The sequence below is a fragment of the Ruminococcus sp. HUN007 genome, assembly GCF_000712055.1.
In the GTDB taxonomy this organism is placed as follows: domain Bacteria; phylum Bacillota; class Clostridia; order Oscillospirales; family Ruminococcaceae; genus HUN007.
Map to the genome: position 1 here is coordinate 755,392 of NZ_JOOA01000001.1, position 17,061 is coordinate 772,452.

10 protein-coding genes and 1 pseudogene are annotated in these 17,061 nt (G+C 41.7%); 1 reads left to right on the plus strand and 10 read right to left on the minus strand.

The window, feature by feature from the left end; genetic code table 11:
* Nucleotides 1-54: 54 nt before the first annotated feature.
* The 3 genes and pseudogenes from era to CC97_RS03275 form a co-directional block, all read right to left on the minus strand.
* Nucleotides 55-954 (minus strand): GTPase Era, encoded by a 900-nt coding sequence (gene era, locus CC97_RS03265; RefSeq protein WP_044973697.1) that lies wholly within the window; start codon nt 952-954, stop codon nt 55-57.
* Nucleotides 955-969: 15 nt separating this feature from the next.
* Nucleotides 970-1,476, minus strand: a complete 507-nt coding sequence (gene ybeY, locus CC97_RS03270; RefSeq protein WP_044973698.1) for an rRNA maturation RNase YbeY — start codon at nt 1,474-1,476, stop codon at nt 970-972.
* 3 nt (nt 1,477-1,479) lie between these two features.
* Nucleotides 1,480-2,455 (minus strand): annotated as a pseudogene (locus CC97_RS03275) (PhoH family protein).
* Nucleotides 2,456-2,794: 339 nt separating this feature from the next.
* Between CC97_RS03275 and CC97_RS03280 the strand changes: the two are divergent.
* Nucleotides 2,795-4,093: a hypothetical protein gene (locus CC97_RS03280; RefSeq protein WP_044973699.1), complete on the plus strand. Its 1,299-nt coding sequence runs from the start codon at nt 2,795-2,797 to the stop codon at nt 4,091-4,093.
* Nucleotides 4,094-4,298: 205 nt separating this feature from the next.
* Here the strand turns inward: CC97_RS03280 and CC97_RS03285 are convergent, their stop codons facing one another.
* From CC97_RS03285 to CC97_RS03315, 7 genes are all read right to left on the minus strand, one after another.
* Nucleotides 4,299-5,477: an iron-containing alcohol dehydrogenase gene (locus CC97_RS03285; RefSeq protein WP_044973700.1), complete on the minus strand. Its 1,179-nt coding sequence runs from the start codon at nt 5,475-5,477 to the stop codon at nt 4,299-4,301.
* A 118-nt stretch (nt 5,478-5,595) separates the two neighbouring features.
* Nucleotides 5,596-6,357, minus strand: coding sequence for an SDR family oxidoreductase (locus tag CC97_RS03290; protein WP_044973701.1), 762 nt, complete (start codon nt 6,355-6,357; stop codon nt 5,596-5,598).
* Nucleotides 6,358-6,737: 380 nt separating this feature from the next.
* Complete coding sequence (locus CC97_RS03295) at nt 6,738-7,628, minus strand: AraC family transcriptional regulator (RefSeq protein WP_044973702.1); 891 nt, start codon at nt 7,626-7,628, stop codon at nt 6,738-6,740.
* Nucleotides 7,629-7,915: 287 nt separating this feature from the next.
* Complete coding sequence (locus CC97_RS03300; protein WP_044973703.1) at nt 7,916-8,113, minus strand: hypothetical protein; 198 nt, start codon at nt 8,111-8,113, stop codon at nt 7,916-7,918.
* Complete coding sequence (locus CC97_RS20810; RefSeq protein WP_044973704.1) at nt 8,100-8,657, minus strand: hypothetical protein; 558 nt, start codon at nt 8,655-8,657, stop codon at nt 8,100-8,102. Before CC97_RS20810 ends, CC97_RS03300 begins: the two co-directional genes overlap by 14 nt.
* A 226-nt stretch (nt 8,658-8,883) precedes the next feature.
* Complete coding sequence (locus tag CC97_RS03310; protein ID WP_044973705.1) at nt 8,884-11,208, minus strand: leucine-rich repeat protein; 2,325 nt, start codon at nt 11,206-11,208, stop codon at nt 8,884-8,886.
* Nucleotides 11,183-17,035, minus strand: coding sequence for a leucine-rich repeat domain-containing protein (locus CC97_RS03315; RefSeq protein ID WP_044973706.1), 5,853 nt, complete (start codon nt 17,033-17,035; stop codon nt 11,183-11,185). The genes CC97_RS03310 and CC97_RS03315 overlap by 26 nt, the downstream gene beginning before the upstream one ends.
* Nucleotides 17,036-17,061 lie beyond the last annotated feature (26 nt).

Genomic DNA, 17,061 nt, shown 5'->3' on the forward strand with positions numbered 1-17,061 from the left:
AACAGTGTTAAGCTGAGATCCAGCTTCGTACCGGAACACACGCTGATCGGTGTATCAGTAATTAGGGTCTGAAAGTCCGAGAGATCTGATAATAGCATCCCGGTTTCTCCAGTCTTCCTTGACCTTTACCCAGCACTGAAGATTAACTTTTATCTGGAAAAATTCTTCAAGCTCCTCACGGGATAAAGTAGCGGCTTTTTTGAGCATTCTTCCGCCCTTACCGATTACTATTCCCTTGTGTGATTCACGTTCGCAGAATATGGTGGCATCGATATCAAGAAGATCCTTATCGTCACGCTCTCTCATTCTTTCAACTGCAACTGCGATTCCGTGAGGAACTTCATCGTCGAGCAGTTCGAGCAGCTTTTCCCTGATTATCTCGCCGGCGATTATCTTTTCAGGCTGATCGGTAATAGCGTCATCCGGGAAGAAATGAGGTCCTTCGACAGCAAGCGACATTGCCTTTTCACGTACAAGATCAAGGCCGTCGTTTTCAAGAACGCTTATCGGGATTATCGCATCCAGATTAAATTCCGCGTCAAGTTCAGCCATTTTCTGAGCAAGAACAGTTTTATCCTTAAGAAGATCTATCTTGTTGAGCAGGAGCACAAGCGGAGTCTTTGAAGCTCCGACGGACTTAAGCATATCTCTTTCCTGATCACCGATCTTTTTGGTGCAGTCGGCCATGAAGAAAACTGCGTCGATGTCGGAAGCACTTTCCCTGACAGCCTTCAGCATGTATTCGCTGAGCTTGTTCTTCGCCTTGTGAAGACCCGGAGTGTCGATGAAAACGAGCTGTGTTTCATCGATGTTCACAACACCGGTTATCTTGGTTCTGGTGGTCTGGCTCTTGCAGCTTACGGAAGCGATCTTCTCACCTATAAGCGCATTTAAAAGAGATGATTTGCCGGCATTTGTCTTTCCTGCAATAGTGATAAAAACTGTTTTTGTCATTAAATATGTCCTTCCTTACTGAGCAGCCTTGGAAATGAATGTGGCATCTCTTGAAATGCCGAGCTTTTCGAGGACTGCTTCTTCCTTCTCTCTCATGATCCTTGCTTCAAGTGTGCTTGTTTCATGATCATATCCGAGAAGATGGAGCATTGAATGAACTGTAAGGAAGCCGATCTCTCTTTCAAGTGAGTGGCCGAAATTCTCAGCCTGCTTGATGGCAGTTTCAAGTGAGATAACGATGTCGCCGAGCATTACATACCCGTTTTCCTGATTGATGTCGTAGTTTCCGTTTTCACCAAGAGGGAATGAAAGAACGTCAGTTGACTTGTCCTTGTCCCTGTAGATCCTGTTTAAGTTTCTGATCTCCTTGTTGTTGATAAAGGAAACACTTACCTCAGTATCTCTCTTGAAATTTTCAGTGATGAGTACAGCCTGGCAGCAGCGTCTGATAAGAAGTCTTATACCGACCGGTACCTTCACCTCTGACTGAGAATTCTTTATGTAAACCTTAAGCTTTGACATGATTTATTTTTTCTTCCCTTCTTCAAAATATTTCTCGTATGCTTTGATAATGTCCTGAACGAGCTTATGTCTTACAACGTCCTTGTCAGAGAACTTCTGAATAGAAATGTCATCGACATTTTTAAGGACCTTTGTTACCTCAACAAGTCCGGATTTTTTGCTTGCCGGAAGGTCTATCTGGGTAACGTCACCTGTAATGACCATCTTGCTGTTGGTGCCTAGACGTGTAAGGAACATCTTGATCTGTTCAGATGTTGTGTTCTGTGCTTCATCAAGGATGATGAACGCATCATCAAGAGTACGTCCTCTCATGTACGCAAGAGGAGCAACTTCGATCGTTCCCTTTTCCATGTGCTTCTGGAATGCTTCCGCTCCCATCATATCGAAAAGTCCGTCATAAAGCGGTCTTAAGTAAGGATCGACCTTGTCCTGAAGATCGCCCGGAAGGAATCCGAGGCTCTCACCAGCTTCAACAGCCGGACGGGTGAGGATGATCTTTGTGATCTCGTGTGCCTTGAAAGCCCTGACAGCCATTGCAACGGCCAGATAGGTCTTACCGGTACCTGCAGGTCCGATTCCGATGACAATGGTATTTTTTTCTGATGGCATCAACATACTTCTGCTGACCTACAGTTTTAGGTCTGACCACCTTTCCGCTCGTGGTAATACAGAGGCTGTCGCCGACCAGTTCCTTGAGTTCCTTTTCAGCGCCTGATGAAACCATGTTTGTCACGTAACGGACAGACTGGTCATTGAGGTTTTCGCCCTTGCCTGCGTATTCAAGAAGTGCCCTTATGGCCTTTTCAGCTTCGGAAGTATTTTCTTCAGAACCGATTATCTTGATGTTGTTACCGCGGCTAATAATTACAACTCCGTACTTTTTCTGGATCGAATCAAGATTGGAATCACAGTTCCCGAGCAGTTCCTGTATCTGATCAGAATTATCTACATTAATTATCTTCTCTGTCTTTTCAGCCATAAATATCACTCTTTTCTCTTTAAGATTTGCCTGCAGTGGGTACAGACATATTTATCTGATATTATTATACCATATTCTGCGGAAGTTTTAAAGTACTCCGGACTATTTTTATTTATGAAATATGTAATAATTATACCGTACTTTTTGAGCATATTATCTATTTTTTTTATAAGACGATACTGATCATGCCGGACGCCGGGAATTAACACATAAACAATCTGAAAAATTATTGAAAAGTGTAAATAAATGTAGTATAATATAGTTGTTAATATCAGGTCAAAGGCTGAAAATATACATACAAATAACACACACTTTTTATATTCAGAGGAATGTCATTTAATGAACAAATTTGAAACACCCGAATTCAATCCTAATAATATTCCGCTTCCTTCAAATGATTTCTTTTCATTTCTCGATAAAGAGATCTACTACATAGGAGCATTACAGGATGGAGAATACAACAGGTTTATAAAAACAGGAGAAGAAGTCCTGACTTACGACGCTTTTCAGAAAACTAAATTTCTGTTCCGCTGGAAAGAATCCGGATATGTTATCTGCACAGCTGATGATCCTTCAATGGTCATCACACTGAGAAACTCAAATGAACCCGGCAAATTCTTTATTACACTCGAGCGTTACCAGAACAGAGCCGATCAGCTCTGGGACATTCTTCCGCACATCAACGAAAACAACCAGACCGACGGCATCTGTATCCGCTCTGAGAGAAAATACAGCGGAAACCATGTTTACATCGGCTGGGACAAGTATTCCGTAATTGCAGTCAAGGGTTCGGACAAAAGCACCAACCTTGCACTCTGCCCTCTTTCCGACTGGGTGACTTTCGGTCTTGCGTGCATGCAGTATCTCGGATGGAGCTATTCCACTGACAGTGACGTGGGACGTGCGCTCAACAACTACTACAGCAACATACGTCTCAACATCTCCACGGAAAACGCTTTGATGTACAACAATGTCGGCCTTATCGTAAACCAGGCAGGCGGTAATTTCAGTCAGCTGCGCTACGCCGATGTTTACATGAACGACGTTGCCTGTGAAGTAATTGCTGTATGCAATGCGATACGTCTTGCCAGCGGCGATTTTGATGAAATGAACCTCGACTTTTTCAAGCTCTCTCTTGAATTCGAACTCAGCGGTCTTTACAAAAATTCATTAAAGAAGCTCATAGTCAGCACCGGTTCAGCCTTCGGCATAAAGAAGCTCTCATCAATAAGCACAAAAGACGGCGGATGGGGCGGAGATCCTGACAGGATCGCAAGCTGTCTCGAAGGTCACAACATAAAGTTTGAAACCGTCCACAGCAAGGACAAAACTCCTTCAAAGGATAAAAAGACTGACGGAAACGTATTAAAGTGCGATGACCTCATCAGGAACTCACTGTGTGCTGTAATTTCATACAAGTTCTCCACTTTCCATCAGGCTATACATACTTTCGCATGTACCTATGACGGTCAGGAAATACAGACGTTTAACAGACACAGCGACCACACTCCTTCCAACAACTACCTCAACAGAGGTACAACAACTGTACAGCGCGGTATTTACGAAAACCTGTCCTCTCTGTTCTCATACGACAAGGACAGCAGATTCTACGTAGGATATTTTCTAAAGAAACACTGATTAAATCGGGAATTTACACGGCTTCGCCACGAAGCCTCACGCTGATTTATGAATAAATCAGCGTTTTCCTAAAAAATACACGAAGCACTGATCGAACAAAGGTCAGTGCTTTTTTTCGTGCAAAAAGCATCCGGCATGGTATGAAACCAGTGCCGGATGCCTCCTGTTTAGGTTATGAATCATGAATTATTCAGTAGAGATCATTTTAAATATCAGCGTGAGCAGCTATTTTATAGATCGCTGCTATGTCATCAGATGAAAGATGAACAAATCCGCCTGTACGTCCGTCGCCGAGGCCGAATTTTTCCACAAGTACAGGAATATCCTTCTCCTTCGCGCCGAGTTCCGCAAAGTTTATCGGCATGCCGATAGAACGCAGGAAGTATCTGAACGCCCTTATACCTGCAATGGCAGTGTTCTCCGGCTTTTCGAAGTCCATCTGGATGCCGAACACTCTTGTTGCCATCTGGCTGAAGCGTCTTACATTATGCTTGTAGACATATTCCATCCATGCCGGCATAATAACTGCAAGTCCTGCACCGTGGGCACAGTCATAAAGAGCTGAAAGCTCATGTTCGATACCGTGGCTGTTCCAGTCCTGCTCTCTGCCTACGCCTACTATGTTGGTGTGAGCAACAGTTCCCGCCCACATTATGTTGGCACGTGCTTCATAGTTGTCCGGATCAGCGATAACTCTCGGAGTTTCCTTTATCATGGTAAGAAGAACTGCTTCACAGAGTCTGTCTGTGATCTCGACTTCCCTTGTGTTTGTAAAATATCTTTCGAAAACATGTGCCATAATATCTGTAGCACCGCATGCCGTCTGATATGCCGGAAGAGTCTGTGTAAGTTCCGGATTCATTACTGAAAAGCGCGGTCTTATAAGATCCGAACCGGCGCCCCTCTTGAGCATTCCGTCTTCCTTCGTGATAACGGAATCGCCTGAGCCTTCACTGCCTGCAGCCGCAATGGTGAGTACAGTACCGACCGGCAGAGCTTTTTCCGGCTGCCTGCCGCAGTAGAAATCCCAGAAATCGCCCTCGTACGGCACGCCCATTGCAATAGCCTTGGCAGAATCTATTACAGAACCGCCTCCTACAGCAAGTATGAAATCAATGCCTTCCTTACGTGCAAGTTCTATTCCCTTGTACACAAGACCGTCACGCGGATTAGGCTGAACTCCGCCGAGTTCGCAGTACTGAATACCGCATGTTTCAAGCGAAGCCTTCACTCTGCCGAGAAGTCCCGACCTTATCGCTGAATTTCCGCCGTAGTGAAGAAGGACCCTGCTTCCGCCGTATTTCTTTACGTAAGCGCCGCATTCCTTTTCCCTGCCTTTTCCGAAAACAAATTCCGTCGGACTGTAAAAACTGAAATCATTCATTGCTGTATCCTCCTGTAGTGAGACTGTTAGTTAAGGAACCACTGATCAGCCCGTAAACATTCCTGTAAATCACGCGCTGATTTCTGTGTTTTCTTTAAAATATTCCGGTAAGATCAGATCAGAATCCGATTGATCCTGTATAATACGGTATATCCTTTTCTGCTTTTTCCACAGCTTCTTCAATTGTCATGCCGTAGAAATCTCCCGCAGCAAAGAGTCTGCCTGATTTTCTGTCATTTATAAAAGCACCGGTAACCACACCAGGAAGTGAGCTTTCCGGTGAATTAGGAGCATTCGGTCCGCCGAGATCTGTTCTGCACCAGCCCGGATCAGTAAGATTTATGCAAATATCTGTTCCGTTGTACTTTGAAGCAAGATCCATTGTTACCTTGTCAAGTGCAGCCTTGCTTGCGCTGTATCCGGCCTGCTCAGGTTCAAGTCTGATCCCGCTCGTAGTGTTCACTATTCTTCCGAAAGCTCTTTTTTCCATCTTCGGGAGGAAGTGATAAACTATCATCATCGGTGCTGTCGTATTTACAGTGAAACTCGTTTCATAATCCGAAGCCGGGGTCTCATTGTACTTTTCTCTGTAGGCTATCTGAAGTCCGGCATTGTTGAGTACGATATCAACATCGACTTTCATATCATCGATTGCAGCAAGCATAGCTTCAACCTGTTTCAGATCTGAAAACTCCGCGCCGACAGTACGTACTTCAACGCCAAGTGCTCTTGCCTCTTCTGCAGTTTTCGCACAGTTTTCAGCCTTTCTTGCCTGAAGAATAAGATTGCATCCCTTCGATGCCATAAAAAGTGCTGCTCCGCGTCCTATTCCTCTTGCAGCACCTGTTATAAATACCCAGCGTCCTTTTACATCCAACATTAGAATTCTCCTTTGCTTAAGGGAACGCTGATTTGTTCAAAAAACATCATGTGGTCCGGGGCGGTGCCCCGCAGATCTCACCTTCAGAAATCCGGCAAAGCCGGATTTCCTGTATAATCAGTGTTTCCTTAACGATCGTATTTTCAGTTTAAATGGTAACATAAACAGCGGTCACAAATCAATAACGCACCGTCACTATTAGAGATTTGTTCTATTTTTTAATTCAATTATTATACTTTTAAAAAACAGTTTTAAAAGAACTGCTGATTATCATTTCAGGGCTCTAAAGTAACGCTGATTTAGTCATAAATCAGCGTGGGTTCCGGGTCGATGCCCCGCAAATCCCACCTCCGGAAATCCGGCGAAACCGGATTTCCGGTTTAATCAGTGTTTCCCTGATCTGACCGTTTTTTCTGCATTCTGAACTGTTTCGGAGTAAGTCCCCTGTATTTTCTGAAACTGCGTATAAGATGACTGCTGTCCGCAAAGCCCGTCCTCTCACTGATGAATGTAAGATCGTAATCAGTAAAAACAAGATATTCCTCAGCCTTATATATACGCATACGTTCAATATATTCCTTGCAGCTCATGCCGTAGCTCTCGTGAAACTTTGCCGCAAATCCGGAATAGCTCATATGGCATTTCCGCGCTATGTCCGCCACGCGGAGATCACCGTCAAGCTCGCTGTCAATAAACTCAGTTACGTTTTCTATACCGCATATATCCGACGAGGTCACCGGACACTTTCCCATATCAAGGCCGTTCTCCATCCAGTAACGCACCACGGCAAATATCAGCCTGTATATCTGGGCACGCTGAATAACGTCGCTGCCGTACCGGTAACCCGTACTCTCGTCCAGACAGTCGGTAAAAATCTCACGGCAGTGAAAACGTTCCGATTCTGCAGCACTGAAGTGTATCTGAACCTGTGCCTGAGCAGCATATCTGAAAATGCTTGAAACTGACGGTGTGTAGGAAGAAGTGCCCGGAAACTTCGCCGTATCAAATTTTATCCCTGTAAAAAGCTTAAGTTCTTCTGAAGAATGAGATATCGAATGAACTGCCGAAGGAAAAAGTATTATAAATTCATTTTTTCCGACTGTATATGTCCTTTCATCACATGTGATCTCCGCACTTCCGTCAAGTATGTACAGAAATTCCGCAAAATAATGCCAGTGCGGTTTCACCGGAAAAGGCATCTTATCAGTATCATAAACAAAGGTTTCCACCGGAGCATTAAGACTGTCCTGCTTTTCAAACAACGAATGCAATTTCACACACCCTTTCCGGTAAAATGATATTTATTCCAAAATTCCGTTTCTGCTTTCTGCGGTTATTTTTCATTATCAGCGTACAGTATTTCTTCTTATTATACCATTTTTCCGGTGTAATATCAACGGCTGAGAATTTTCTATATTTACATTGTATAACTACTCCGGATATGTTATTCTAAAAAGGATTTCTTTACTGAGGTTTTTCTTATACTTTGCTGTACAAAAAAAATTCCCCCAGCAGATTTGTTCATCTGCTGAGGAATATAATTTTATCAAAAACGGTTTTAAGCTGTTTTATCTGTAAATCGTTCAACTTCTTCTTTAGTCAGTTCGACCAGTTTCTTTCCAACGCTCTTTGCATATCTGGAAAGTTCAAGAAGATTTACATGACATTCAGGCGGATCTCTGTATGGATCCGGTGTCTCATAATATTCAGGTGCAAGAACTTCATTTTCAAGAAAAAGCGGTTTAGTTCCATTCATAGCTGTACACCTCCATTAATTTTCGGGCTGATTTTTCATCAATAAAAAACTGATACTGATGAAGCATTCCTAAATACTCTCCGCCAAAAGTGGTTATATAATGATCCAGCAGTTCTTTATTTGCTGCAAATCCGTGCATTGCGCCTTCATAACCCCATTCTGTTGATTTATCTGCTCCAATAGCAAACAAATGGCCACCTACGCCTTCATACTTTTGTTTACCAAATTCATGCTTGTTATTCCAGGGAGCTGTACATGCCCAGTGAAGATATGCGGCATGTGCGGATCTGTCATTTTTTATTGCAATCAATCCCTGAACTTTATTCAGATCATCTTTTAACGCAAGTGCATAAACTTCAACATCTTTAGGAATTTCATTCCAGTTGATATGCCATCCTTCACTTGCTTTAAACTCTTTAAGATAAGAACGGCTTTCAACTTTAAATACTACAGTTTGTTTTAGCTCTCCAGATTCAGTATCTTTCAGACATGGTACTATTTCATCAATCCAGATATCTATGCAACCCTGCTGAATCAAATTCATTTCTCATCTTCTCCATTTACAGTTTTTCTTATAATAATTTTACCATATACTGATATAATAATCAATATAAAACTAAAAAATCTTAAATGAAGGAATCTGGTTAAGTCATGAATAGTAACCTAATTTGATTACTATTTCTCAGGCAAAATCAAATAACAATTCAACAGCCGCGAAAGTTTAACCCTTCGTGGCTGTTGTTGTGTTTGGTTATCAGGATTTACAGGTATCAATAATATTCGAATGAGAATCCCGGAGATGCGTAATATATATTATTATTTGAATCCCAGCTTTTTACACTCGGTTTTGTATTGAAAATGTTATCTTTATAAGAATTGAGTGAATTATAAAGACTACGAGGAAATCGAGCTTTAAAGAAATTACAGCCACGGAACGGACCATGACCTGTTCTGGAATCAGTATCAAAACTCATACCTGCACCAGTCCATCCAGAACTTAAAGCCCACCATAATAATTGAGCATTATTAGTTAACGTTTCATACCTACCATTAACCCAACCAACAGTATATTCTTCAATAGTAAGTGTACCTGTTATATCACTATATTCTGAGCCCATAAAAGCATATCCGTCGATATGTCTAACAGAACCGCCAATTGTGACATTTTCAAATGAAGCACCTGGGAAAATATTTTTTCCTAATGTTTTATTATTGTCGTTTTCTGAATAGCCCTCGATTATAAGCCTTGGCTTTGTTACGAAATCGCTGCAGAAGTTTTCAAATGCTTTCGATCCGATAGTAGTTACAGTTTTAGGAATCTTCAATACTCTTTCTTCTCGTCTTTCGCCTAAAAGAGATGGACTTCCAAAGAATCTTGTATTTGCAAATGCCTTCTCACCGATAGACTGTAAGCCTTCATTAAGAACGAGTTTTCCACGATTATAGCTCTTACTTTCATCGGATTCAAGCTTATAGAATGCATTAGCACCGATCTTCGTAACACTTTTTCCTATAACCAGATCACCAGTTATGTACGAATATTCATTATTGCTATTATCCATGAATCCATCGCCTATCATTTTAACCTCTCCGTTTTCTTCGCCAATAGTAACATTATTGAAACGTGAATTAGCGAATATCGACTTAACAACTACTCCATTCTTGCCTGGACCTCCGATAGACTTCATGTTTGCTTCGCCGCCTGAAGCACCATAGATTTCCAGCGAAGGGAAATTATCGTTAAGGTTTTCACAAACTGATTTAAACGCATAATCACCGATCTGAGTTACATGAGAAGATATCACAAGTTTTCTGTCATCAGGATCAATATCGCTTCTTGTGTACAGTCCGCTGCAACCGTTGAATGCGCTTTCTCCAATCTGCCATACACTATCTGCGATCTTAAGAGCACCGTCAAAGTTTTTGCATTTCAGAAAAGCATTTTTTCCGACACGATATACGCCTTCGCCTATTGTAAGATTGCCTCGCACGCCATTGTATCTTGTAACAGGCTCATCATTGAAGGTTTCCGTCGTTTCGTTTTCCATGAAGTTTTCACCGATATACTGTACATTTCCGCCTTTTCCGCCTATTGTTACATTAGTAAAATGAGCATGTGAAAAGATGAGTGAATCAATGGTCTGAAGCTGTCGGCTGCTGTCGTCTGGTGCCGGCTTAATTGATGAATATCCAAGTATTGTAAGAGAACCTGTATTGGCATCACTGGCCGTACTGCCCTGACCAAAATGCTTGAACGCCTGCGTTCCGATACTTGAAACTGTTGACGGAATGAGCAGATCTCCATGGAAGCCAGCACATGCATTGAAAGCATTTTCTCCGATAGAAGTCAGTCCTTCATTCAGTGTAAGAGCGCCGTTAAAACCTGTACATAAAACGAATGCTTCTCTTCCCACCGATTTGATACTCTTTCCTATTGTAAGTGAACCGGTCATTCCTGAATAATTATAAGTATTATTTTCAGGATCCATATTATTCATGAATTTATCGCCGATAGCATTTACAGTTGCTTCCTCTTCCGTTCCGCCGATAACCACATCTTTGAATTTTGCTGAAGGGAATATCGGTTTAGGATCACCGTTTATATCATTAAGAGGAATACCGATATATCTGGTTTTTCCGTCAGAAGATGAATCAGAATAACCAAGAACTGTAAGTGTTCCCGGATTATCAGTATTTTCACCGTACTGCTTGAATGCACATCTTCCAATGCTGGTAACCGTCTTTGGTATTGTAAGTCCGCCGCCGGCTTTTGTACATCTGTTAAATGCATCCTTGCCTATGGTCTTAAGTGTGCTGCTTTCGAGTTTTACTTCCAGTATACTGTGGTTGTCTCCGAAAGCACGTGTACCAATAGTCTCAATACCGTCAAGGATCTTTAATTCCTGCGTGAAACTGCTGTAGTTTGAATTGTCATTATTGACCTTAACACCTTCCTTTGTTTCATCATATTTCAGATGCCTGTACACTTTGATATCATCTTCGGAATAACCGGACCCACTGTCGAACGCTTCATATTTCGTCTGATTGTCTTCAAATGTACTGTCTGTTTCAAAAACTTGAATTATAGAATGCAAAATTGCCGATCGTATTTACTGAACTGTTTTCACCGCCTATTTCCACTGACTTGAATCTCGCAAATGAGAACAGTCTGTAGCCGATGATATGCTGGTTTCCGTTTGATTCGGAATAGCCTTTGATTCTCAGCGTTCCGAGTTTGCTGTCCGGTGCGTTCATCGCAAACTTCTTGAAAGCTCGTCTGTCGATGTTGTGAACAGTCTGAGGGATTGTAATATCACCGTACATGTTCGGAAGATTCTCAAAAGCTGAATAACCTATTGTTTCAAGTTTACTGCTGTTCAGAGTAAGCGTTCCGTCAAAGCCGGCATCATTGAATGCCTCGCCTTCTATCTCGGAAACGTTACCTGTAATGGTAAGGCTGCCTGTTATTCCGTGATGATCGAAATTAGTGTCATATGAACCATCCGTTCTGCTGAAATCTGATTTCATGAAATACTGTCCGATAACATCTACGTTTCCGCCGATTATCACATCACGGTATCTTGCATGATTGAACAGTGTTCCGCCTGAATCCGGCTGTCCTGAATACTTATTGTCGCCAAGATATTTCTTGCCGTTTTCTATTCTTGACGCACCGAAAATAACCAGACGTCCGTTACCGGAACCGGAATTATCAAATGCATACGGGCCCATAAAGGTAACTGTAGGTGGAATAGTAAGGCTTCCGAGACTTGATGTTCCGTAGAACGCTTCTCGTTCAATTCGTTCAAGTGAAGTGTTGCCTTCAAACGTTACATCTGAAGCAATCTTATCACACTTCCAGAATGCATATCTTCCGATACGCTTAACTCCTGAAAGACCGGTAAGTTCATTAATGTGCATTTCACGGAAAGCACTGTTGTCAATTTCCTTTACGCTGTCACCTACATACAGGGATTCATCAAAACCTGTACACTGCTTAAACGCTTCTTCACCAATTTTTTCTACATCACCGTCAATTCTCAGTGAACCGACAAAACAGCTGTATGGTTCTGATCCGTTGCTCTCGGAATTGCTGAAAGCGTAATCATCGATAACTTTGATTTTTCCGCCAATGTGAACATTTCTGAAATGTGCATTTGTAAAGATAAACGGGCCAAGCTTCGTACCGTTCTCAGTATGTCCTGCGTATACAGTGAGTGAAGGATACCTGGATGAATTTTCAAGAGCTGCTGCATAATTCTCGAAAGCACCTTTTCCCATAGCTGTTACGCTTTCAGGAACTGTAAGATCTCCAGTAAATCCTGTACAGTTCTTAAAGGCTTCTATACCGACAGTCTTTAAGCTGCTGCCAAGGTCAATGTCCCCGTCAAAACCTGTACAGTTTTCAAAAGCCTTTGAGCCTATTTCCTGTATACTGTCAGGAAGATCAAGTTCTCCGGTGAATCCTGTACAGTCAACAAATGCTTCATTTTCAATGCGGTTAAGCACCTTATTCTCAGAAAAACCAAGTTTGCCTGTAAAACCGGTACATTTCTTGAAAGCATAATCGCCGATAACTTCAACGTTATTTCCTATTGTGAGCAGGCCGGTAAAATCACTATGTTCATTTGATTCATTATCAAAAGCATAATCTCCTATGTTCGTGATCTTTCCGCCGACATAAACATTTCTGAAATGTCCGTTGGTGAATATAAGGCCGCCAAGGTTAAGACCATCGTTTGAATCGCCGGCATTAACAGTAAGCGACGGATACTTTGAGGAATCCGTAAGTGCTGCTGCATAGCTGTCAAAAGCTCTTTCACCCATATTTGTTACAGATTCAGGAACGACAAGGTCACCCTTAAAGCCTTTGCAGTTTTTAAACGCACTGCTGCCAATAGTCTGAATACTGCTTCCGAGATCAAGGTTACCGGTGAATCCTGTACAGTTTTCGAAAGTGCTGTTACCTATTCTCGTTACAGTATCCGGAACGGTAAGATCACCATTGAATCCGAAACAGCCTTCAAATGCTGAATCACCTATTTCATTCAGCTGTCTGTCCGGAAGATCAAGGTTACCGTTCAGTCCTGTACAATCCTTAAATGCAGCTGTACCGATTGTGGAAATACTGCTTCCTAACGTCAGCGTACCTTTAAGTTCATTGTACGGCATTTTACCGTCAAGAGGTGCATTACTGAAAGCATTTTCATCTATGTCAGTAACTTTTCCTCCGATTGAAATATCTCTGAAATGGCCGTTGGTAAAAATGAGGCCGCCGAGTTTAGTTCCGTCAGAAAAGCTTCCGCCGTTGATCGTCAGCGAATGATAATTTGCAGAATTGTTCTGACCTGAAGCATAATCACTAAATGCGAAACCACCTATTTTTTCAACTGATTCCGGAATTATCAGATCTCCGTTTGCATTGATCCATCCGTTAAATGCATTTTCTCCGATCGATTTTACAGAACCAAGTTCAAGCACGGCTGATGATGTATTATTTTTAAACGCATCAGATTCTATTTTCTCAACGCCCGGACCGAAACTTAATCTACCGAATACTGTTCCGCCGAAAACATCCTTTGCAATGCTCTTTTCCGATGCATCAGAAACGCCGTCAATAAAGAGGCCGCCGTTACCGATCTTAAAATCAGTGAAAGCTCCTGTACCGATGGATGTAACCTTTTCCGGTACAACAAACGCATCACATGCGAAAAGTGTAGTTCCTGAGAATGAACCGTCGCCTATTGACTCAAGAAGCGAAGTACCTGAAGCTTTTACTACTGAACCGTCATCAGCCACACTCTTACTGATATTGCCCGTAATGATATTTCCGATGTTCAGTCCGCTGAATGCATTTTTTCCGATTTTTTTTACGCTGTCCGGAAGAACTATTACAGCTTCGCCCCATTTAAACTTATATCCATAGTTATGGAATGCTCCGGAACCGATCTCCTTTACACCGCTGCTTACAGTGAAACTGGTTATATTATCAGTTTTCGGAAATTCGAACGAATACTCATCACCGTCAGGATCTTTTCCGATTCTTGTAATGTTATAGGTTTTCCTGTCATCAATATAATAATAGTCTTTATTGTTTACAGTTCTCTTTATAAAACCGCTGTTCACTGAAGCGTCAGGGGCTGTCTCTGACCAGTAACCTTCATATGAAGGTTCAACAGTTACAGCTTTACTGTTTCCGATATAGGCAACAGCGTATGCATCCTGAGTACCGCTGAAAGGAATGTAAACCACTTCAGGAGGATTTATCTCAGAAGTACTGTCAACATATATCGAAGCTTTCTTTGTTACCTTATTACCATCAATATTCTTATCGTTGAATGCAACAAATGTTTCGCCTTTATAATCGCCGTAAAGCTGAGAAAGGAACGCATATTCCTGTGTCTGAAGTTCCTGCAGAGACGGATCATGATGCTGCATAGTCATGTAGTAGCGGAACTTGTTATCAGCTTCTGAATCATGACTAAGCTCAACAGAATGATCAATTGTATATACAGGTGACTGACCGTAATAATGGCAAAGAGCGATCCTGTAACCAGCTTCTGCCTTTATCTTTTCAAAGTCAAAACTGCTGCCGTCATTAGTATAGGTCGCCTTAACACTGTCAAAATAACTTATAATATCACAAAGATGTTCATTTACTCTGTTAGGATAGTCACTGTTATAATATTTGCAGTAATCGATCCTGACTTCTACAGCTGCATAACGGTCGTTAAGTTCGCTGTAAAGTCTGCTGTCATTATCAGAATTCCATGAAGTATCTCCGTTTTTCGTGACAAAATAGAAGCCATAGCTGTCTGCATCAGTTTTATGACCATACTCGTATGTGATCCAGCCGGTGCTGACAGGTGTATCGCTCTTGTCACGGACATTCACTTTATATTTAACCGTTGCTGTCAGTTTATTAATATCAAACTCAGTATCATTTTCCTCTTTGTCATAGTTCCATTCCAGATATCCGCCGTGTTCATATGTTTCAATACGTCCTATCTGTTCGTAATTATATTTATCAGACGGATCTAAAATATAAATAAATCCCTGTCCGTTGCCATGGTTTATATGATCAACAGAATTATCCTCTGTTTCCTTGTTATAGATATAATTCGCTGGCTGAGTCTGCGGGTAGTTTCCGTTTACAAAAAATCCAACTTCCCCTTCAGCTGCTTTTGAAACATGAGGTATCTCTTCACCTACAAGAGCCTTGCCGACTGTATCACCGTTTGTGTTTTTTATTACATATTCGGCAGTTCTCTTTATTGAAAGATCTTCAACTCTGAATACATCGCCCTCTAACAAAGCACTGTCAAAAAAGATATTATAGTCTGAAGTTTTTCCGGGAACTGCTTCAATAGTTGCGATCACTTCATCTCCGGTCTTTATTTCTTTTACCCCGTCAGCTCTCTGGGACATTACGATCTCGCTGAAACAGGTTACAGGTTTTACTTCATAACGGTCAGTTGTCTTATTATAGACCTTATTATATTCCTGATAAGCTACGACCAGTTTATTTGTTTTACCCGAAAAAAAATCCCTGACAAGAGTATTTTCTTTGCCAAGTATTTCTTTTCTTGTATTAAGCTCGGCAATCGCTTCAGGTGATGTGCTGTCAGCGTATACTCCTGCCCATTTTTTATCTCTGTATTCTTCTTCCGAAGAAACAATAACAAAGCCGTTTTTTACTGTACTTCCGTCTTCAGAGGCTTCCATACGTAAAAATTTAGTCGTACCTGTCTCGTTTTTATACGAGACATTAATAAGCATAAGATTTCTGGTATCAGGAGCAAGTGCTTCTGAATCAAGCAGTGATTCGACTGTTATACTTTCAGGTATTTTTCTGCTTATGAGAATATGTTCCTCCGGATTTTCCGGACGGCTGTTTTCAAGATCGTCGATACCTTTTGAATAATCAGTTTTTTCGACATACCAGTCCCCGTCTCTCTGGATCCAGCTGATCATTTCCGGATGATCAACACCTGCCACCTGATATGTCTGTCCGTTCGAATAGGAAAGCTTTTCAGAGTAAATGTATGAACCGCTGTTTCCTTCTGCAGGAGGCCATTTTTTCTTGTCTTTATAGTCTTCCTCGCTCATTTCAAAAATTTCCATTCTGTCTTCGGAAGGATAATAAACAAAAAACTTGTGTGTACCCGGTTTATTCTCCGGATCATTTGCGTCATAATCCTCATGATGATCGACCAGCATCCATTCAACATTGTTTTCACCGTTGATTTTCGGATTCTGGCTTACAGTCATACCCAGGATCTTATACTCTGAATTTTCGTTTATTTTATCAACTATATCATCAACAGATGCCGGATCAAGATGGCTGTTATCGGTATTGTACTTTTTCACCAGCTTTTCGATTTCGGTCTCATATATCTCCTCCGGCGCACGTCCCGATTTTAAGTATTCTGAAGTATCGATAAGCGCTGCTGTAAATTCGTATGAACTACTGAGCTGGACATGTTCATCAATACAGTCACATTCACACTTTCCGATTTTCACCTTTGCTGTGTTCGGATCATCGCCCGGTTTTATTGTCCACTCAACAGTATACTGTCCGCCGTTAGGGCAGATTCCGGCCGCCTCTTTAATTTTTTCTTCAAGGCGCTGAAACTTACCATCTGATGTTATTACATTCGCATCAGCATTTCTGCTGTCACTTACCGCTTCCACCAGACCAACAAGTTCGTTATTCAGTTCATTTACATCATAATATCTTTTCGAAACGATCCTGTACTCCAGATCATTCACGAAATCATTCATTGTATGCTGGCAGTTATTTGTTTTTGAACGCTTTATGTACCCTGAAATATTCGGTACAGCGATCGCTGCCACTATTGCTATTATGACGAGCACAACGATCACTTCTACTAAAGTGAACCCTTTTTTCGCTCTTTTCATAATTACCCCATCCCTTTCTTATCATA

What these genes read in the sequence shown, in the direction of transcription:
- era (WP_044973697.1), bottom strand. Translation starts at nt 954, where the DNA reads ATGACAAAAACAGTTTTTATCACTATTGCAGGAAAGACAAATGCCGGC.
- ybeY (WP_044973698.1), bottom strand. Translation starts at nt 1,476, where the DNA reads ATGTCAAAGCTTAAGGTTTACATAAAGAATTCTCAGTCAGAGGTGAAG.
- CC97_RS03280 (WP_044973699.1), top strand. Translation starts at nt 2,795, where the DNA reads ATGAACAAATTTGAAACACCCGAATTCAATCCTAATAATATTCCGCTT.
- CC97_RS03285 (WP_044973700.1), bottom strand. Translation starts at nt 5,477, where the DNA reads ATGAATGATTTCAGTTTTTACAGTCCGACGGAATTTGTTTTCGGAAAA.
- CC97_RS03290 (WP_044973701.1), bottom strand. Translation starts at nt 6,357, where the DNA reads ATGTTGGATGTAAAAGGACGCTGGGTATTTATAACAGGTGCTGCAAGA.
- CC97_RS03300 (WP_044973703.1), bottom strand. Translation starts at nt 8,113, where the DNA reads ATGAATGGAACTAAACCGCTTTTTCTTGAAAATGAAGTTCTTGCACCT.
- CC97_RS20810 (WP_044973704.1), bottom strand. Translation starts at nt 8,657, where the DNA reads ATGAATTTGATTCAGCAGGGTTGCATAGATATCTGGATTGATGAAATA.
- CC97_RS03315 (WP_044973706.1), bottom strand. Translation starts at nt 17,035, where the DNA reads ATGAAAAGAGCGAAAAAAGGGTTCACTTTAGTAGAAGTGATCGTTGTG.